This is a genomic window from Parasphingorhabdus sp., assembly GCF_965233695.1.
Taxonomy (GTDB): domain Bacteria; phylum Pseudomonadota; class Alphaproteobacteria; order Sphingomonadales; family Sphingomonadaceae; genus Parasphingorhabdus.
The window spans coordinates 2,848,880-2,867,156 of record NZ_OZ247497.1; the positions used below are offsets into that span (position 1 = coordinate 2,848,880).

Annotated in this window: 18 protein-coding genes; 9 read left to right on the top strand and 9 right to left on the bottom strand. The window is 49.6% G+C overall.

Annotated elements, in window-relative coordinates; genetic code table 11:
- Positions 1-25 precede the first annotated feature (25 nt).
- The 3 genes from ACO6S1_RS13550 (at position 26) to ACO6S1_RS13560 (ending at position 2,751) form a co-directional block, all read left to right on the top strand.
- The gene (locus tag ACO6S1_RS13550) at positions 26-658 is read left to right on the top strand and encodes an arylesterase (RefSeq protein WP_422343166.1); all 633 of its coding nucleotides are present in this window, start codon (positions 26-28) and stop codon (positions 656-658) included.
- Positions 659-826: 168 nt separating this feature from the next.
- Positions 827-2,032 carry a toxic anion resistance protein gene (locus ACO6S1_RS13555; protein ID WP_422346194.1) on the top strand — a complete coding sequence of 402 codons (1,206 nt, stop codon included), beginning with the start codon at positions 827-829 and terminating at the stop codon, positions 2,030-2,032.
- Positions 2,033-2,037: 5 nt separating this feature from the next.
- Positions 2,038-2,751 carry a hypothetical protein gene (locus ACO6S1_RS13560; RefSeq protein ID WP_422343167.1) on the top strand — a complete coding sequence of 238 codons (714 nt, stop codon included), beginning with the start codon at positions 2,038-2,040 and terminating at the stop codon, positions 2,749-2,751.
- A 24-nt stretch (positions 2,752-2,775) separates the two neighbouring features.
- On the opposite strand, the gene ACO6S1_RS13565 is transcribed toward ACO6S1_RS13560, so the two are convergent.
- The 6 genes from ACO6S1_RS13565 to ACO6S1_RS13590 all read right to left on the bottom strand — a co-directional run bounded on the left by ACO6S1_RS13565 (position 2,776) and on the right by ACO6S1_RS13590 (position 7,775).
- Positions 2,776-3,123, bottom strand: coding sequence for a PilZ domain-containing protein (locus ACO6S1_RS13565; protein WP_422343168.1), 348 nt, complete (start codon positions 3,121-3,123; stop codon positions 2,776-2,778).
- Positions 3,124-3,221: 98 nt separating this feature from the next.
- Entirely contained in the window at positions 3,222-4,319 is a 1,098-nt protein-coding gene (locus ACO6S1_RS13570) for a TIGR03032 family protein (protein ID WP_422343169.1), read from the bottom strand.
- A gap of 290 nt (positions 4,320-4,609) precedes the next feature.
- Positions 4,610-5,524 (bottom strand): hypothetical protein, encoded by a 915-nt coding sequence (locus ACO6S1_RS13575; RefSeq protein WP_422343170.1) that lies wholly within the window; start codon positions 5,522-5,524, stop codon positions 4,610-4,612.
- The gene (locus ACO6S1_RS13580; RefSeq protein WP_422343171.1) at positions 5,525-5,992 is read right to left on the bottom strand and encodes a DUF6932 family protein; all 468 of its coding nucleotides are present in this window, start codon (positions 5,990-5,992) and stop codon (positions 5,525-5,527) included.
- On the bottom strand, positions 5,989-7,116 hold the full coding sequence (locus ACO6S1_RS13585) for a tyrosine-type recombinase/integrase (RefSeq protein WP_422343172.1): 1,128 nt from the start codon (positions 7,114-7,116) through the stop codon (positions 5,989-5,991). Before ACO6S1_RS13585 ends, ACO6S1_RS13580 begins: the two co-directional genes overlap by 4 nt.
- On the bottom strand, positions 7,113-7,775 hold the full coding sequence (locus tag ACO6S1_RS13590; protein WP_422343173.1) for a hypothetical protein: 663 nt from the start codon (positions 7,773-7,775) through the stop codon (positions 7,113-7,115). The genes ACO6S1_RS13585 and ACO6S1_RS13590 overlap by 4 nt, the downstream gene beginning before the upstream one ends.
- Positions 7,776-7,941: 166 nt before the next feature.
- On the opposite strand from ACO6S1_RS13590, the gene ACO6S1_RS13595 reads away from it, so the two are divergent.
- The 6 genes from ACO6S1_RS13595 to ACO6S1_RS13620 all read left to right on the top strand — a co-directional run bounded on the left by ACO6S1_RS13595 (position 7,942) and on the right by ACO6S1_RS13620 (position 11,154).
- Positions 7,942-8,076, top strand: a complete 135-nt coding sequence (locus tag ACO6S1_RS13595; protein WP_422346195.1) for a helix-turn-helix domain-containing protein — start codon at positions 7,942-7,944, stop codon at positions 8,074-8,076.
- A complete protein-coding gene (locus ACO6S1_RS13600) occupies positions 8,076-8,438 on the top strand; it encodes a hypothetical protein (RefSeq protein ID WP_422343174.1) in 363 nt (120 codons plus the stop codon). The genes ACO6S1_RS13595 and ACO6S1_RS13600 overlap by 1 nt, the downstream gene beginning before the upstream one ends.
- A 328-nt stretch (positions 8,439-8,766) precedes the next feature.
- Positions 8,767-8,988 (top strand): hypothetical protein, encoded by a 222-nt coding sequence (locus ACO6S1_RS13605; RefSeq protein ID WP_422343175.1) that lies wholly within the window; start codon positions 8,767-8,769, stop codon positions 8,986-8,988.
- 258 nt (positions 8,989-9,246) lie between these two features.
- Positions 9,247-10,056: a hypothetical protein gene (locus tag ACO6S1_RS13610; protein ID WP_422343176.1), complete on the top strand. Its 810-nt coding sequence runs from the start codon at positions 9,247-9,249 to the stop codon at positions 10,054-10,056.
- Position 10,057: 1 nt separating this feature from the next.
- Positions 10,058-10,495: a hypothetical protein gene (locus ACO6S1_RS13615; RefSeq protein ID WP_422343177.1), complete on the top strand. Its 438-nt coding sequence runs from the start codon at positions 10,058-10,060 to the stop codon at positions 10,493-10,495.
- Complete coding sequence (locus ACO6S1_RS13620) at positions 10,492-11,154, top strand: hypothetical protein (RefSeq protein ID WP_422343178.1); 663 nt, start codon at positions 10,492-10,494, stop codon at positions 11,152-11,154. Before ACO6S1_RS13615 ends, ACO6S1_RS13620 begins: the two co-directional genes overlap by 4 nt.
- A gap of 146 nt (positions 11,155-11,300) precedes the next feature.
- On the opposite strand, the gene ACO6S1_RS13625 is transcribed toward ACO6S1_RS13620, so the two are convergent.
- The 3 genes from ACO6S1_RS13625 to ACO6S1_RS13635 form a co-directional block, all read right to left on the bottom strand.
- Positions 11,301-15,062 carry a hypothetical protein gene (locus tag ACO6S1_RS13625; protein ID WP_422343179.1) on the bottom strand — a complete coding sequence of 1,254 codons (3,762 nt, stop codon included), beginning with the start codon at positions 15,060-15,062 and terminating at the stop codon, positions 11,301-11,303.
- A 142-nt stretch (positions 15,063-15,204) separates the two neighbouring features.
- Complete coding sequence (locus ACO6S1_RS13630) at positions 15,205-16,143, bottom strand: tetratricopeptide repeat protein (protein ID WP_422343180.1); 939 nt, start codon at positions 16,141-16,143, stop codon at positions 15,205-15,207.
- Between the two features lie 18 nt (positions 16,144-16,161).
- Positions 16,162-17,634, bottom strand: a complete 1,473-nt coding sequence (locus tag ACO6S1_RS13635; protein ID WP_422343181.1) for a hypothetical protein — start codon at positions 17,632-17,634, stop codon at positions 16,162-16,164.
- Between the last annotated feature and the right edge of the window lie 643 nt (positions 17,635-18,277).

Here is an 18,277-nt window from a genome sequence, read left to right on the forward strand (position 1 = left end):
ACTTTTGATTGCCTGTGGCCCGGTCTTGGATGAAAATTCCGTTGAAGTTGAAGAAAAACCAACAGCCAGTGAAAATTCTGATCAGCCGGTAGCAGAAGCAAAAACCTTGGTTCTGGCCTTCGGCGATAGCCTCTATGCTGGCTATGGATTAGCCCCTGACGAGGGCTTTGCACCAGAACTGCAAAAAGCACTCAATGCAGCCGGTCAGGATGTAAAGGTTCACAATGCCGGCGTGTCAGGTGACACAACTGCCGCTGGCTTGCGGCGCATGGATTTCGTACTTGATAGCCTGCCCAGAAAACCGGATTTGGTATTGCTGGGACTAGGGGGCAACGATTTGCTGCGCGGCCTGAAACCGTCGGAAACGCGGGCCAATATGGAGGCGATGGTGAAGAAACTGTCCGACCGTGACATTCCCGTGATGCTGACCGGTATGCTGGCCCCGCCCAATCTCGGGAAAGAATTTAGTGACCAGTTTAATGTCATTTATCCAGCGCTTGCGAAGAAATATGAGGCTAGCCTCTATCCTTTTTTCATGGATGGCGTCGTGGGACGTTCAGACCTGATCCTGCCTGACGGTATTCATCCCAATGCCGAGGGCATCGATATCATTGTCGAACGGATCGCGCCAGCTGTGGAAACGGCCCTGCAGGGATAATCGTTTGGGGCAAGCCAAATCGTTGAAAAGACAAGAAGGCTGTCGTGTAATCTTGCATTAACTGTACTATTTTAATAATACAGTTGGGAAACGCTTGAAAAGTGCTGCATTTGCATCCATTTATGATGGGAGCGCTGTGCTAGAGACAGCTATATGGAGATTGAGCCAATGGCCACCGAGACGATTACTGCGACCGAAGATTTGACCCTGACTCCGCCTGATCCGGTTGTTGCCGTTTCGCCAACAAAGGCGGCTGGGCTTGTTCCGGTCGGCGATGAAATCAAGTCCAAGCTGGAAGAGAAGGTCGATGGTTTTATCGACGATCTTGTCGCACAGGATGAAAATAGCCCGGAATTTGGTAAAAAAGTTGACCAGATCACAAATATGGGCCGCAAAGAAATTGCTGATGCCGCTGGGCAATCCAACCGTTTTCTGGACCGTCCCATTCGTACCATGGACGATGAATCCGGCATCGGTGCCGATCTGACCGAGCTTCGCCGGACGGTAGAAGACCTGGATCCAGGCAAGCGCGGCAATCTGCTCGCGCCACGCAAATTATTCGGCATCATTCCCTTTGGTTCTAAGCTGCGTAATTATTTTGACGGCTATAAGAGTGCGCAGGGGCATATTTCTTCGATATTGAACCGTCTGCAGGGCGGTAAAGACGAACTGCTGATGGATAACGCGGCCATTGATGTGGAGCGCAAAAATCTCTGGGCGGCGATGGGCCGGCTGGAACAAATGATCCACGTGTCCAAAGTGATGGACCAGCGTCTGGAAGACAAAGCCGCCGAGCTGGATGCAACCGACCCTGCAAAGGCCAAAGCGATCCGGGAAAGCGCACTTTTCTACGTACGTCAGCGGACACAGGATTTGCTGACGCAAATGGCAGTGACCGTGCAAGGCTATCTGGCGCTGGATCTTGTTAAGAAGAACAATGTTGAGCTGGTCAAGGGTGTGGACCGCGCCAGCACGACGACCGTAAGCGCGCTGCGCACCGGCGTTACCGTCGCGCAGGCTCTGACAAACCAGAAATTGGTGCTTGATCAAGTGACAGCGCTGAACACGACGACGGCTGGTATCATCGACAGCACGGGCGATATGTTGAAGAACCAGACGGCACAGATCCACGAGCAAGCGGCGTCGGCGACGATTCCGCTCGAAACGCTGCAACGCGCGTTCCAGAATGTTTACGACACAATGGACAATATCGACACGTTCAAGATCAAGGCGCTGGAAAATATGAAGACCACCGTGAATTCCTTGTCTAGCGAGATAGAGAAATCAAAAGGGTATATAGCGCGGGCCGAGGGGCAGGATAAGGCGGCTCTCGAAGCACCATCCGAAAACCCGTTAAGCGCTCTTGAGGAATAAGACGCATGAGCGAGAGTAATCAGCAGATTTATGACAATGCCGCGAACTATTATCGCAGTTATAAATTCGCAGAATCCATCGGCGAGCGGTCCAAGGGCTTGAAACGTGGCCATTTTCGCAAGAAATTGGCCCGTGCCGCGGTGGTCACTGTCGGGGTGTTGGTCGGAGCTGGCGTCGTTGGCGGAATATTGAACGGAATCGGTTTTTGGGGCGTCATGATTTCTGCGGGTCTAATCGCTGGTGGAATCTGGGCCGCTATGAAATTTCCCAAGATGAAGATTCCGACGCCCTCCACTTTGGTTCAATCGGACCTGAAAACCTTGGCAGGCAAAACTGAGATTTGGCTCGAATCCCAGCGTCCTGCGTTACCCAGGCCGGCGGTGAAGATCATTGACGATATTGGTACCCAGCTGGATATGCTGTCACCGCAGCTGCAAAAACTCGATGAAGGTGAACCTGCGGCTTATGAGGTGCGCAAGTTGATGGGCGAACATCTGCCAGAACTCATTTCCGGCTATCGCGCCATACCAGAACCAATGCGAAAAAAGAGCAACGACAGCGGCAACTCACCCGATGAACAGCTGATCAGTGGCTTGTCGTTGATTGCAAGGGAAATTTCCGGTGTGACGCAACAGATAGCCAAAGGCGATATCGACAATCTGTCGATCCGTGGCCGCTATCTTGAATTGAAATACGATAAAACCGGCGAACCGCAATAGGCTCGGCTGGTTGGATAATCCAACTTACTCAAAGGCCCTTAGTTTTGATACCAGATGTTCCAGCACTGCTGGATGCAACTGGTTGTTAAATGCACAACCATATTCCTGATAGTCGTTCCATCTGATCGTAGCACTGAGCGTCTGCATTCCAGGCAACCGGATGTAAACGGGTTTGTTCTGATCCAGGTCGGTATAGCTCGTCATCTTGAAGCCTGAAGTGGATATATCTGAAAGAGTAGCCCGGAAAAGCTGAGAATTTAGTTGCCGGACAAAGATTTCTGCTTCGATGATTTCTCGAGCGGCCCCCCTATATTCTTGGGGTGCGTTGTATCTGTCATCTGCGCTATTTAAGGAAATCATAATCTCATCCAAATTGTTGGTCCTGTTTTCTAGAACGGTAATCGGATTGATTTTTGAAGGGGTACGCAAAAATATGGTGTTTTTTCCATAAACCAATATCGGTTCGGATCTTACCAGTCCGGCTGCTCGATAGTAATAAAGTCGCGTATTTCAGTTGACTGGGGACCGAGTGTTATCGGGTTTTTGACCCCCGGCAGGATGCAAATATCGAATAGCTCGGTAATAGGGCCATCAAAGCGCAACCATTGGGCGACTTCGCCGGTTGATAGCGACAATATCTGAATGCCGCACCAGGCCGCCGTTTCATTTTCTTTGAGTTTCTGATCCAGCATCAAGCCCTCAAATCTGCCATGCCGTGGTTTGGAAAGCGTTACGAATGCGTGATCATTGTGAAAAGCCAGACCCCGCAAAAAACCGGGACAAAAGGCCACTGGTGTAAATGCATGATCAGTCGGATGCAGCCAGCCCAGCTCCCCGGTGCCTGAGTTCAAAAGCCATACCCGTTCGACATGAAAGCGGGGGCTATGGGGCATGGAAAGCCCATCAGCCAGTATTGCATTAGCATCTATGTCGATTATTACGCCGCCACTATGTCTATGCTCGCGCCAACCATCTTTGGTATTGGATTGGCTCACGGCGCTAACATATTTCGGCTGCCCTTCAACCATCGCTAGCCCGTTGAGATGACAGCAATCTCCCGTTGCCAATTCCGAAATGAAATCGGGCTTCCAGATTGGTTTGAAGCTATGGGTAATACTCGGAATACTAAGACAATTATGCAGCGTGTTGACGAACACAATCTGACCATCCTCACGGATGCCGAGTTCATGAACATCGACATTGCCGGTTGTCTGCATATTGCGGGGAACATAGACTTTATCATGTGTGTCATTGGCCAATTGGCCCGATCCCAGCACATTTTCCATCCGAACGATTTGCGTCAGCGTCCCCAGATAAATACGGTTTGCATTGGCCGTAATTCCCATGGCCTGCGGGTAGACGGCTTCATGTACCGCGAGTTTGCCATCAGCGCCGCGCCCGACAAGATATAATCGTCCGGTCTGGTAGGAAGTGAAACCAATGGAAATGTCATTTGCCGCGAGAAAATCACTAAGCCCCAGCGAGAAACTGATGGTCGTCTTGTCGGCTTCCACCGCTGCACCTTCATTTGGTGCGTTCTGATCATCTGGCGCGTGCCTGTGTGTCACGTTGCCAGCGCCCTGTCATTCTCGCTCAAAATGCTCCCCCGCATCTGGATCCCCCGTGAGGATTCGAACCTCAATTAACGGAGTCAGAGTCCAAACTTAATCGCGTAAAACTAACAATAAATCAACTCGTGTTGCATCCATGCAGCATGCGGGATGCGGATTAACAGTAACCAAACTTCGCTAACCAAATAAGCGCCCGTTGGCGAGACCTATTTTCAGAACCTGGTAGGTCGGTGTTCGATAGATAAGTCAGAGTCCAATCGTATCGGTAATGCATCAACATCAACTACCTAGCTCAGGTGGAGAAGCTTGTACGTTACGATGCTGTTACCAGTTGCAACCTTTCTCGTTTCGTTTTTTGAAATCTGTGCAGTATACTCTCTTCCCACGACGGTCGGCCCTTTTTGAAACTGATCGTCTAGTTTGCCACGATAATCATCTCCATCTTTTACAACGAAATGAAAACTAGAAGTCTCAAGATCAAGGCCCACTAGGATACCTTGAATCTCCAGTTGTTTCTGCTCTTCCTCTTTAGCACTCTGAAAAATATCATTGAGTTGATGAAAGTGATCAATGCCCACATGTTGACCGCGCACTATGCCATCTGATCTATTCCAGATATAGTCGACACTGTTACCCCACTGCGAGTTTACCTTGATCCATGAACAAAGCTGCGAGACGAGAGCTAAGCCCATATGACGAGAAGCATCCACAGCCATATTACTATTGGATATTTCAAGAAATTCTTCAAATACATCCACTGCCCGATCAAACTTTCCTTCGATCAAGTCGCGGTCATTAGACACCGATAATACAACACCGAGTGAACCTGGAAAAGTATAGGCAAATCCTAACTCAGTTAGGTTTTTTATCTCGTTAGAAAAATGAGCTTTATCTTTTGGCCCGTTCTCCAGAAAATCAACTACTCCCGTAAAGGAATTCTGAAAACCAGAGACACTCTCGGTAACGGACTTGACAGCATATGTATCGCTGCCGTTATCAATTTTGTAACGTATGAGATCAATCGAATTCGCGCTGACCAGGGTATTTAGGTTTTTTTCGCTTTCAGCTGCTCTCCGTTTGGCAGAACCTAACCCCATACGTAATTTGCGGTTCTCAGGATCGTTTTTAAGTGCGAATTCCATTTCTTCCACAATGGAATTGTGGCGCCTAACATTGTCCAGTGATGTAGCAAAATCGTTCATCTAACTTTCCAATTGCATAACGACAAAACCCTTCAACCAATAGTCGTTATGTTCCACCGACCATTGACGCGCCCATTCATCGGGATTGTCCACAATTCTTTGCTTATGGCCTTTCGGATATACTATACACACAAAAGCATCAATAAAACCTTCATATTTTTGATCTGCATCATCCAGTAAAAACAAAAACTTAAGCGCTGCTTCTGACAATTTATCATACTGTTTCTCGTCTATCATCAATGACAAATCAATATCGCTCGGTTCGGGTTTTTTCGTAATGAAACTTCCATCTATCCAGAGATCACAATCGATTTTCAGATCATTGAGTTTTGCATAGAACTTTTCAAATTCGCGCCAGATCTTTTTGCGGTTTTCTCCTCCAACGTTGTCTACTATTTGTTTCTTGAATTCCGACAAGTCGAGGTGATGCCTGCCTGGAGAGAATATCTGATCGTAGTCGTGCTTCACGCAAGCAACCCCCGCTCGATCGCATTAGCTGCGCCGTGGTCAGCGTCGACCTGATCAAACAGATGGCCGTAAATATCATAAGTCACATTGATGGAACTATGACCCATCCAGACCGATATGCGCTTCGGTTGAACCTGTTGTTCGATCCAGAGAGATGCAGTGGCGTGGCGAAAAGCATGGAGCCCATATGCCTTATTGGTCTTTGCTGTTTCTAAAACCGGACGAATGAGGTTCTTGAGCATGTAGTTATGGCTCATCACTTTGCCGTTCAGCGATGGAAATACCAAGCCGAGTTCAGATGGCGGGCAACGCAGCTTCCAACGCTTGAGCGTTTTGACTGTTTGCAAGGGCAGGGGAATGACCCGTTTGCCAGCTTTGGTCTTTGGAGGGCCGATATTGCCTCTAGCATCAGCACGGCGGGTTACAGAGAGTAGCTTCTTCTCCAGATCCACAGCTGACCAGAGCAAGCCTCTTAGCTCGCTTGCCCGGAGCCCGGTGAATATCATGGACATGACCAGCGGTTCGACCATTGGATTGTCAGATTCTGCGGCCGTGTTCACAACGGCGCTGAGTTCCGCTTTCGTCGGGATGATAAGCTCTTCTTTGCGAGTGACGGTTCTAATAGCTTCCACACCATCAAACACATTCTGACCGATATGCCCGCGGCGCATTGCGTTGGCGAATATCGATCGCAGTGACCGGAGTACCCGTTTCGCCATTGGCGCCGATAGCGTCTTGAGCAGAGCGCTTCGATAGTCTTCTGCCATCGGCCGGCTGATCTTGGTCAGCTTCATTCCACCACACAAAGGATTGATGTGCAGCCGGACATGCTGCTCATAAGCGGCGAGGGTGGTGTCCTCCAGATACTTGCCTTCAGCATTGGGTTCACGACATCGATCGAGCCACAACTGCGCGGCGCGCTCCACGGTGATCGACTGGCTATCGGCAGTATGCGTTCCCTGAGACACTTGGAAGCTCGCATTCACCTGCCAAGCATCAGCATCTTTCTTCCGAACGAATTGTTTACTCCGGCGCTTGCCGGCCGGATCTCGGTAGTCGACCAGCCAGGCTGTCTTCTCTTCGCCAGAGGGGGAGGTCCAGGTGCGCTTGCGGACGCTAGTCATTGCATTTTGTCCTCTCGGGCAGGTGTCCATCCTTCTGACTCGCCCCAGTCACTGAGCGCGTCGCCAAAAGTTTGGAAATCCGAAAGTTTGCTCTTCTCTAACCAAATAGCAGCTCTGAAAAGGAGATCAGTAGCGTTAATTTCAGCGTACCGTGGTCCGAAGGGATTGTTTGTAAGCGTCTCTTCATCGTCAAAATAACTGCGAATAAAAGGCCCCTTGTAGACGATGGTATTTTGAATTGCTTTAAAGGTTATGAGTTCAACATTGTCTGAGACTGACCTGGGCTCAGTCAATGCGGACAGTGCGTTAGGGTCGAACCGAACTTTCATTATCTGATCAGCAGGAGGATCGCTGTCGTCACGACCAAGCAAATGGCCGACATGTGAACTGATTCTAGCTAAATCGTCTGTGAACTTTTCGACATAGTGCTTAACTCGTTCAGGAGTCATGCCCAACTCAATCAGTTGAAATGCGTACAATAAGAAAACAATCTCTTTTGCACCGTACCTTGCATGCAATCCGGCGCCTGTGTTTACACTTACTGGAAATTTGAGTCGCTTGAAATGTTTCAAGCGGGACCTCAACGCTCCCATTTGAGCTGGCGCAATTTCATGCATTGCGGCGAGCAAGTTTTCCATTTGACCGTATTTCAAATCCAAAATGCAATTCCCAAATCGTGATTTGAATAAGGCTTAACGATGATACTTGTGGTTGACAAACGAAATTCGAAGCTCAATAGGGGTAAGGGCTAACCCTAGTCTAAAAGGAAATAAGATGTTTGACGACCTAACAGACCCAAAGACACTTGCCGAAGAATCGAATGGAATGCTCAGCAGACAATCAATCTATAGAATGATTGACAAAGGATATTTGCCAGCAATTAAGAAAGGCCGGAAAATCTTCATCCGACGGTCTGAGGTTGAGGCTGCATTCAAATCAGACTCAGAGCAAGCAGCCTGATGGAACAGACATTAATGAACTCTCCCGAACTGCGGGCTTCACTAGATACAGTGGTGTCGACGTTGTCGAAAGTTAATCCGGTATCATTGTTTCACTTCATTGAGGTATCATTTGCGAAGCTCGATCGCCCGGCGCGCGAGTTGTTGATTGAGAAAATGATCGACTCTTTAAACCGGGACGATGGTGATCCAGACATTGAAGATGATGATCCCGCCGGGGGCAACATTGAGGATCAAGGCGAACTCGAACATCCTGTTTGTCCGCATACCTATCACGCTGTTGATCAGCGAGAGATACGAGCCAAACGCGGTTCGTTCGATGTAGCAAAACATTACACTGATACAGATATCCGCGGGCTATAGGGTGTTATCGATCAATGTTTGTCGATGACACAAAGAGCGGTGATCGTGAAGTGCTTCGCAGAGGTCGTTCAGGCAAGCCCTACAGCCGTTCGCGCCTCGCTAAGATCAATCTGAAGCTTGGAACTGCCCGAACAGCGATCCATTCGTCGTCACCGGCGAGAGAAATCATCGTCCAGCCCGGTCGAGAAGCCGGATACGAAGTAAGCATAATGCCGCCAATCCAAGGTCGTGATCCAGACTCTTTCACTAAGGTTGAAACAGCAGTCCGACACGCTCTCGACCTGAAAGCAAAATATGGCTTTCCGATCAAATCAAGCGGAGAACTAGCATGACCAAGATCACAAAATTGATCACGATAAAGATGGATCCATTCGACCTAAGCGTTGAGGTCACCGTGAGCCCCGGCTTGATCGGTGAGACTATTGATCGACAGTTTGATTTCTATCCGCAGGCCAAGAGATATGCGGACCAACTAGCGACGAACGAGGATTGGCTTCTGATCGATCTCATGGGTGCGCAGAGGGATGCTCACATGATGGATTGCTGTTGAAATGACGGGCATTGTCATACCTTTTCGTACCAATCAGATCAGACGGTTCATTTCTGTATCTCGCGCGCCAGATAACTGGGCAGTGGATATCATCCCTCCGATTGATCACTCTTATACAGAGGAGCGCTTCGAACGGTCTGGAGAAGCAGTCCAGTGTGCCTTGAGCCTCGCGCTGAAATTTGGGTTTCCCATTCGATCCGAGGCCATTGAGGCCAGCGAGTGGGACAGGTTAGTCATCGAAGCCCGGAAGGCACGGTAGTGTCAAAGGCTAAGACCGTCGAAAGGCGACAGGCAGGCGCCAAACATGCTCGGATCTATCGTAGCGTCGCAAATACGGATGCTTGGCGGAATCTGTCTGGCAACGCAGTCAAAGTGCTGATCGCTTTAGTGATGCTCGACGACGGAGAGCGCAATGGAAAGATCTTTTTGTCAGCCCGTGATGCTGCGCTTGCTACAGGTTTGTCGAAAAATACAGCAAGTCGTTGTCTGACGGAGCTGGATGACCATGGTTTCATTAAAGCAGTAGCTCGGGGTCACTTCAAAGTTAAGGGCGGTCCAGCGACAGTTTGGCGATACACTTGGCAACCAGCTCCTGGATGCAAACCTGCAAATCCAACCCGAGATTTCGAAAAATGGGCACCGAATGGAAACAAAACGCGGTACCAAAACTTGACCTCTGCGGTACCAAATATTGCGCAAGGTGTGGAAACAGATCCCAATGCGGTACCAAACTTTGACACGGAAACATCTGGAAACCCGCATGTTTCCGTAAAAGATACTGTCCCAAAAACTGGTACACAATTAAATTACCATACTCAGGGGAAAGCTGGGACCGCCCGGCAAGAGGAAACGGAAACATCCCCGCTCAGAGAAATACTGATTGAACTTATCAAACAGTCACCGATCGGCACTCAGTCCAAGCTGGCTGAAGAAGCTGGAATCCCAAAAGGCACAATGTCCAAGTTTGTGAATGGCGCTGGACTGGCTTTGCATCATCAAACTGCACTGAAACTTGAACTGACCAAAATCGGCAAAATTTGCACAACCAACAAACTCGAAAGGAACTAGCATGAAAACTGAAACAACAGGCCCACGATTTGGCCGCCTCAATCGATTGTCCGAAGAGCGATCGAAGAAACCTAAATCACCACCACGCCAAAAGAGCACGTCACCCAAAACCCGCTCCCGTACAAAGCGTCCAACAACCCCTAGCCAGGTGCGGATTCAGGAACGTCAACGCATCAAGGATGTTTTCCTATCGCAAGAAGCGAGGGATCAACCATATACGGCAGCCTTCCTTCTGGTCACAACCAACTCAGATGCTGACAAACTTGTCGCTAGCATCCCTCTTTTCTCGTTGAGCCGAGAAGATGCGATTGCAGGAATGTCGGCGGCCAAAGTCGCCGTAAAGCCAAAACCATCTGCAGCTGCCCAGAAGGCTAGTACCGATCAACACGGCTGGGATGGTGTCCATCGGGAGCTTCAAGCAGAGAGGGCAGGCCAATGATAGAATATCAGATATTGGCTAAACAGCTTGCGACTATCGATGACAGCGCTGAACGGGCTGCAATTGCGGTTCTCGAGGCCGATCAGCGAAGGGATCTAGCAGCTATAGAGACGGCTGGGCAAATAATTGCTCAGGCCCAATCGGAAATCAGGGACCTTCGATCATCCGAAGCCGATGTCAGCGAACTGGTGGAAGGACTGCGCAGTGGTCAGGTTGATGATCGATCCAAAGAGTCCGAGGACGTGCTTCGCCAAAAGGTTCAGGTCCATCGCGAGAGTATCCATACAATGCAGAAAGCTATGGATGAACGGAAGCGGGAAATTTCCGCTATTCAAACCAAATTGCGAGTCAGGATCGCGGAGCATACGGCCGATGCGACAAGGGCGCTGCATCAAGGAGCGCTTGAAGCTATCGAGCGTCTGGCGAAGCTCTATGTCGATACCCAGGCAATTGCAGAAAGCCTTGCGACCAAAGAGGCTAGTGACCTGCGGCACAAGCTTACAAAATCGATACAAGGCATGTGGGCAGACTGGCCTGAATTGCGGAACCGGTCAGAAAATGTTTCGCCGGGTCTCGTGGATGCTCTCTCGCGATGTGATGGTTCAATCAATTTATCGGGCGGCCGGATCGTCTCTTCGTTTCGCCTTCCCAGCATTTAACAAGTTTCGCTGGTTGGCGATCATCCTCGCTTTTGGAGCCAGCGAGCGGGCGTGATTTCAGGTTATCACGCCCGCATTCATCTGCGCTAAGCCACAACGCGTAGACGGCCCCGGTGATTAGCTTCGCCGGGGCCACCTTTTTAACCTCAGAAGTTGTTAACGGCGAACCGGTCATTGAGCGTTGGACCAAAGAACCCCGAGCCAGCCTGGATGGCCTGCAAGATATCACTATTTCCGCGATTGATCGCTTCCAGATATCCGGACAGCGTGTCGGTTTGGCTATCAATCGCAAAGGTGATGCCCTGATTGTCATTCGCTGCTGCCGTAAGACGATCCTGCTCACTCTGCAGCGCCTGTTCCGTGAGGTTTGTGATTTCATCCAACCGTGAGAAATAGTTCCCTTGGCTACCAAAGACCTGGCGCTCCAGTTCAAGCACAGCTCGAGCCGCTTCCTCAAACTGACCAGCATCAACTTCTCCGCCGGCGCGAACATCAGCCGCAAGCGGGTTGAAGCGATCCAGTGCGGATCCCAGGCGGTCTCGCACAGATAGTCCATTATCGCCGATAGTCAGGTCGTCCAAAAAGCCTTTGAGCGTCTCGGTGAACTGCTCACTGGCCTGAGCGATGATGTCAGCGCGCTCCAGTCCATATAGCTCTTCGAGGCTCGCGAATTCTTCAGCACTGGCGCCGGCGCGCTTAAACAGATCGATGAGACCTTCAAATTCACGGTTCAGTGATTTGAGAGAGAAACCTAATGGATCCTTGCGCTGTTCCAGCTCATTGAACACATTCTCGAAGTCGAGGGCGTCTTGCAGTCCTTCTTGGATATCACCAGCCGCCTTCAACAAGCGCTCAGTACCAGCACGCAGTCCGATGATCGCACCATCCGATATTGCGTCGAATATGGCGAATGATACCGCTGCAGCCTCATCTTCACCGAAATCGCGGGCACCGTTCTTGATCTTGAGTGATGTACCGTTGGTGTTGACCCGGAAATCATCGCCACGGGTGCCAATAGTTGTATTGAATGACCCTATCCGTGCGTTGAGCGTGTCGGCTACATTCTCCAAACCGCTTATCACGGCACCGGCCAAGGTATTGGCTGCACCAAAATTGCTACTATCAGCACCCGCTACGGATATGGAATCTACACCTGTAATATTGGCGCGTGCGGTCTTTGCCCCTCCTTTGAACAGACCACCAACCAAACTGCCAAGAATAGAACCGACAATCTCACCTCCAGGTATAGGCACAGCAGAACCGATGGCGCCGCCAATGGCACCGCCGGTCGATGAAGTCTTGATACCTAGCCCTTGGAGAAGCTGAGCGGTCTGAGCGCCCGTCTGGGCCCCGCCAAGGGCCTTTCCCAATCCTTCGCTTATTTTGGCACCGAGAGCTTCGTTTATACCTCCTTTGCTGGTGAGATCGCCAACAACCTGCTGCAACCCTCCCAACGCGGCTCCAACAGGGCCAGCGGTCAGATAACCGGCCACAGCGCTCGACAGAACAGCGTTCATTTGGGAGAAGAAGCTCGTTCCAAACGTCTCATCAAATTTGTCCAGCAAAGGGAAGGTGACAGCTTCGGCTATCCCGCGGCTAAAGTCCCGCATCGATGCGATACCGATCTCTGCTTCAATTCTCTGACCGTTTACCGCTATGACATTGTCATTTGCTGCTACGCCGGTGCTGCCGGCAGGTTGATTGGCCTGTATCGCTTCATTCAGTCCCGGAATGACCTTTTCAGTGAGCAGGTTTGATACGGTTACAAAGTTGTTGCCGAGATCGATCGCAACATCGCCGGTTTTGGTCATAGCATCTTCAAGCGCAGTTTCAGCCCGGCCAAGCGGAGTATTGCGTCGCAGTGCTTTTTCCAGATCACGAAACGCTGACCCAAAGATCGCTTCCACATTGGTTTCAGCCTGAAGCTGTTTAAACGTGTTACCGATATTCTTAAGGAAATCTGTCCCGTCTCCGGAAAACAAGGCCTCCAGCTCGCCTCGCACGGAACCGATCGCAGTATCGTAGCGGCTGAGCTGTTCTTGCCTGATTTGCCCGAGCTCATTGATCCGTTCTTCTGCGATCACCTGGCTGCGCACAGCTTCATTTATATCTCGCTGGCTCTGCACATTCTTGTCGAGGCTGGCTGCAGTCTCGTCGATGATTTTGCGTGCTTCGTCATATTCTGCAGTACCGGCGGTCGATGTGTCGAGAATGTCCTGCTGAATGGAGAGGGTCTCTCGCTGCTGCTGAATTTTGGCCTGCAGCCCGAACTGATCTTCGAAGCTCGCAATGCGCCCTGCGATATCTGCTTCTTCAATTTTGCCTTGAACCAATAGGGTCTGGATCCGTAGACTTTCTTCGGACTGTTCGATTTGCCGATTAACCTGGTTCGATACGGCATTGTCAGCCAAGGCTCGAGCTTCATTTGCATCTTCGAGCAACTCAGCGAGACGGGGCGTCTGCCCATTTTTATCATTGTTCAGTTCTGAGATGATGGAATCGAGCTTGCGCACGGCCGCTGTGCTTCGGTCGACCAATTTGGGCTGATCATCGAACTGAGAGTTGATCCGTGCGATAGCTTCCGCGCTTTGTTCGCTGACCCGGGAAAGACGCTCAATCTCTCTCGCTGCTGCTTTGGCTTCTGCATTACCCGATTTGGCGGTTCGCGCCTTCTTCGGGAATCCGGTCCGTAAATCGTTGGCCAATGTTCCTGTTTCCAGTGAGCTGATCTCTTTCTGGATCTTGCGCAGTTCTTTTGCATCAGTGGCAATACCAGCGAGGCGATCACTCAGCTTTTCAGCGAGATTAGCGTTTACGCTATTGCTGCGAGCAACTTCGGCCAATGCTTTGGCGGGATTAGCAGTGCGAAGCGCATCTCGGATATCATTGGATTGAACGAAACCAGTTTTTGATCTGGAGTCTGCCCGGACCTGTGTTGAGGCCGCGGCGGTACCAATAAAATTCTTGGTTCGCTCTTTAAGCCGAGACTCAATCTCTTGTTCCAGATCCTGCCGCTTGAGAATAGCGTTTTGGATAAGCGACTGGTTTTGCTCATTGATGGCGCCAGTTGCGGTATCGAAGAAGTTTGCGATATCCAGCTGCGAGCGCGCCAGCTCTTCGCCGGCAGACTGCGCACGCTTTGAAGCTTCGGCATTATCATCCGTGGTAGATCTGAGCAGCGAGAAGGCGGTGACGGCGCCGAAAACCGCTGCGCCGAGGGGCCCGGCCAATATTCTGGCTACATTACCTAGCTTGCCGCCCAGTCCTGACATGGCAAACGCCAGCTGAGAGCCCTGCTGCACGAATATCGTCGACAGCCTCGTGTTAGTCTGCATCTGGATCGCAACATCCTGGAACTGTTGACCAATCTGAACCATTGCAAAGCGCTGAGCACCGGCTGATTTGGTTGCTGCGCGGGAGGAAGCAAGGTTGCTGTTTTGTGCGCTAATTTGCCGTTTTGTTGCCGCAGTGGTTTGATCGATCTCGCGCTGCAGTCGTTCATAGGTGGCTGCCTGAGCGGTCAATGATCGCGCAGACTCTTCTGCTTCTCTTGATGCAGCATTGGCAGCCTGTAGAAAGAGCCGGGTTTCTGCAGAGGTGTCACCGGTCTCTTTGGCTAACTTATTTGCAGCGCGCTCGACATCTTTCAGGCTAAGCGCATAAGCTTGTGCATCACGCGCCGCTTCAGCCAATTGTTCGGATCCGAGATTGAGTGAACCGGCGGCGTTGCGGGGAAGGGTGAGGGCGTTTTTAACGAGATTGCTGATCTCCTGGCCGCTGCGTTCGAACTCGTTCTTCGCGAAAGTTGTTACTTTTCCAACATCAGCTTGAAACCTCGTAAAGGCTTGTTGGCTGTCGCGATATTCGGCGCGGATATGGATCGGAAATACTTGTGACTGTTGCGGCATTACGGTGTCTCCGTTCTTGTCGCCACAACGAATGAATTGTAACTTAATTTAGGGAGAAAACCAACGTTTAACTTGAGAGATATAGCCTTTGTTCCGAAGCGAGAAAGGCCAAATCATAAAACTTTCAATGACCTTTCGAGATCTAGATCCACCATTTCTTCATGCTGCGCCTGTCGACCAATGCGGCGTCGCGCATCTCACTCCAAAGTTGACGCATGAACTTTGCGCGACCGATGCCATCAATAGTGGTCTCAATACCCTTCGCCTTCATCAGGATTTGACCGCTATTGCTGAGTATAAGCCAAAGATTTCGACGAAATTCAACGGATTCGATCTCAAAAGTCCAAATTGAGTACTCTTTTCGCATCAGATATCCATACCGAACATCGATTCTCTTTTGGTAGATTTTGTATTTTGTGGCGATCGACCTAAAAATTAGATCTATGAAAATGAGTGTCGGCACAAGATAAACTGGAATGACAGGCTCCAGGCTGAGACCTCGAATGCTTTGTAACGCGAACAGGAACCCTTCGACCAATCCCGGGCCATTCTCAACGATGAAAAGCAATTTGATCGCGGCAAGTACTATAATTAGAGCCGGAATATGAAGCATTGTCCAAGGTTTTCGATGCCCTGAATATATGAGATCGCCTGGATCAGTTGAGACCTGCTCGCCATTTTCTTGTGCTCTATTTGAGGCTTGTGATGCTTCTCGCTGTGGAGAGGTAGCTTCTTGTTGGATGACGTTTTGACCCAGTTTTTTTTGCGCCAGTTTGTGATCTGGTTTTAGCGCCAGTGTGAAACGATATTCCGTGCGCGCTGATTTTTCGTCTCCCAACCTTTCATGCGACAGCCCCAAGTAGTAGTGGGCATTTATATGACTATTGTTTGTCGCTAAGAGGCTGATAAACAAACCTCTTGCATCTTCAAATTTGCGTTGGCGGAATCTGCAAACTCCCAGTAAGTATATGATCTCTTCATTGGTAATGCCTTGTTCAACCATGGTTTCAAGTTGCGCTGAGGCTTTGGAAATATTTCCTTTCTCAAAGTCATTTTTTGCTCGGATGTATTCATTGTTCATTTTGACCACCTCCTATAATCAACCTGCGTCAACCGGTCCTGCATCGGCTCCGCCATTATCTCCCGATGGTTCCGAAGCTGAAGGCATTGCGTCGACAGTTGGGCCGTCAATATAGGGATTATCATCTCCATCGGCGTCTTCAGGTTCGTCGTTTGCAGGTTCGTTTTCCTCGTCAGCTGACAATGGACTTCCAGGCTCATCTTCTGATGCTTCACATGTTTCTTCTGACTCACCCAGTTCGGTCTCCATATCATCAGCGGTCTCACTGGTTTCATCTGTCGCTTCATCGGTGATTGAAGACGAATTTTCTGCATCCGATAAGTCCTGTGGTCCAGTGTCCAATTCAACGGCGCCTCCTGAACCATCGCTAAGCTCTTGGTCTTCATCAATTGAACCTTCTTCTGATGACATACCGCCACCCCGATTGCCGAAAGCCAAACCAGCAAACGGAATACTTGACGACAGTATTGATGCGACGGTTTTGCTCATAGAAGGGTTGATTGCTGAACTTCGTTTGTTTCCGGACTCATCAGCGGAGGGAATTCTCGGCTCATCGTCGGCAGCTATATAGTTGTTATCAGATTTAGATGTTCCTGAATCGAGCAACTTTCCATTCTCATCAATATCAGGTGGCAATGCTGGGCCTAGAATTGGGTCAATCGGTGGTGATCTTATCCATTCAGAAGCTTTTTTGATGCTTGATGTGTCAACTTCAGGTGGAAGGATTGAACGTTGTTCCAAATGCTCTTGTATCTGTCCTGGATCAGACTGATCAATTTCTTCCGGAATGATTGAAGCCTGTTCTTGAAATTCTGCGGCTTTATGCTCTGTTGATACGTCAACATCTTCGTCTAGCAAATTCGCCTCAGCTTCTTGCTCTCGAAAAACTTTATCAAGTTCAGTTGCTGGATCATGTCCTGCAATCGGTTGTGAAGATTGATTCTCTTCGTAATAAATTGCTATCTGCTCTCCGATAAATTCCGTCAATGGAGTGTCGGCTGGGCCGATGAAGGATATCTCTTCCAATTCGCCCGCCTGCAAAGACCATCCTACTCCAACGCCTGCGTTGATGGTCAGCTCAGAAATATCGATGCTATTGCCGCGCCACTTTTTTTCTGCCCAAGAATCAAACTCAAGATCGATCCTATCACTCTGAAAAGTAAGCACAGATGCAATGGACCAAGATCCAACATTGACGCTTGCGATTCGGACCATACATTCAAAATCTCTAAGGTCGACTGGTTTAGAAGTCCGAAAATGCTTCCATTGGTCTACTAGTCCGTTTTGCACTTGAGGAGTGCTGAGACCAATATCCACACCTCCCAGATCCAGTTTAGCTGAATGTCCTGAATCAATGTTATGAACCTCGATGACTGTCGTCGCATATCCAGCTCCGACTTTAGCGCCGGGGATTGATGCGCTCCAGCCGCTGAGTATTCTTAAACGAAAATTCCGACCCGGTACATTCTCAAATCTTTTTGGAGTGCTCATAAGTCGGTGTTCCAATCTTTGGTTTAAGAACCATCGAAGCAGCTCGAGACTGATCCGGATTATTGAAACTAATTAACTAAGCTGTTTGTTCTTTGTCCGGCAAATCGGATAGGCGCGTCAATCACTTTGTGCGGTGAGTAAGGGAGCTGTTTATTATTACGCTCCTCACCTTTGATAATACAAGCGTTGTTTCCAATCTATGAAAACACAGAGTGAACTTCTAACTATTCCGACCTCAAAAACCTGGCTTCGACGTTATTTTTGCGGTCCTCCAGCGCATACGGTTTCGCAGATCTCGTGGGTAGGACCCGTAAAATATCTCTCCGATAGGGCATCGTGCGAAAATAATAATTGTAAGTGCACTGTGTCGATCAAACTGATTTAATGAATTATCTGAACAACGTTTTCGCACTAAATTCGCCGTCTTAAGACTGTAAAAACAACGCTATTGTGCGAGCGACAGACAGGTCACTGTGAAAGTGAGAGTGATTTAATTAGTCTCCAATTCAACTTGTGATTTATCTAATTGACCAAGGCTTCGATGACAAAGCCATATCATACACTTGAAACAAAACCTTCAGTTCAGCGGTTATCCCGCTTGATTTGTGTCTAGTTGTCGGCCGTTGGAACGAGAGCTGATTGG

Bases quoted from the DNA above. Each gene is read 5' to 3' on its own strand.
- ACO6S1_RS13555 (WP_422346194.1), top strand. From the start codon at position 827: ATGGCCACCGAGACGATTACTGCGACCGAAGATTTGACCCTGACTCCG.
- ACO6S1_RS13560 (WP_422343167.1), top strand. From the start codon at position 2,038: ATGAGCGAGAGTAATCAGCAGATTTATGACAATGCCGCGAACTATTAT.
- ACO6S1_RS13575 (WP_422343170.1), bottom strand. From the start codon at position 5,524: ATGAACGATTTTGCTACATCACTGGACAATGTTAGGCGCCACAATTCC.
- ACO6S1_RS13585 (WP_422343172.1), bottom strand. From the start codon at position 7,116: ATGACTAGCGTCCGCAAGCGCACCTGGACCTCCCCCTCTGGCGAAGAG.
- ACO6S1_RS13595 (WP_422346195.1), top strand. From the start codon at position 7,942: ATGCTCAGCAGACAATCAATCTATAGAATGATTGACAAAGGATATTTG.
- ACO6S1_RS13600 (WP_422343174.1), top strand. From the start codon at position 8,076: ATGGAACAGACATTAATGAACTCTCCCGAACTGCGGGCTTCACTAGAT.
- ACO6S1_RS13605 (WP_422343175.1), top strand. From the start codon at position 8,767: ATGACCAAGATCACAAAATTGATCACGATAAAGATGGATCCATTCGAC.
- ACO6S1_RS13615 (WP_422343177.1), top strand. From the start codon at position 10,058: ATGAAAACTGAAACAACAGGCCCACGATTTGGCCGCCTCAATCGATTG.
- ACO6S1_RS13620 (WP_422343178.1), top strand. From the start codon at position 10,492: ATGATAGAATATCAGATATTGGCTAAACAGCTTGCGACTATCGATGAC.
- ACO6S1_RS13625 (WP_422343179.1), bottom strand. From the start codon at position 15,062: ATGCCGCAACAGTCACAAGTATTTCCGATCCATATCCGCGCCGAATAT.
- ACO6S1_RS13630 (WP_422343180.1), bottom strand. From the start codon at position 16,143: ATGAACAATGAATACATCCGAGCAAAAAATGACTTTGAGAAAGGAAAT.
- ACO6S1_RS13635 (WP_422343181.1), bottom strand. From the start codon at position 17,634: ATGAGCACTCCAAAAAGATTTGAGAATGTACCGGGTCGGAATTTTCGT.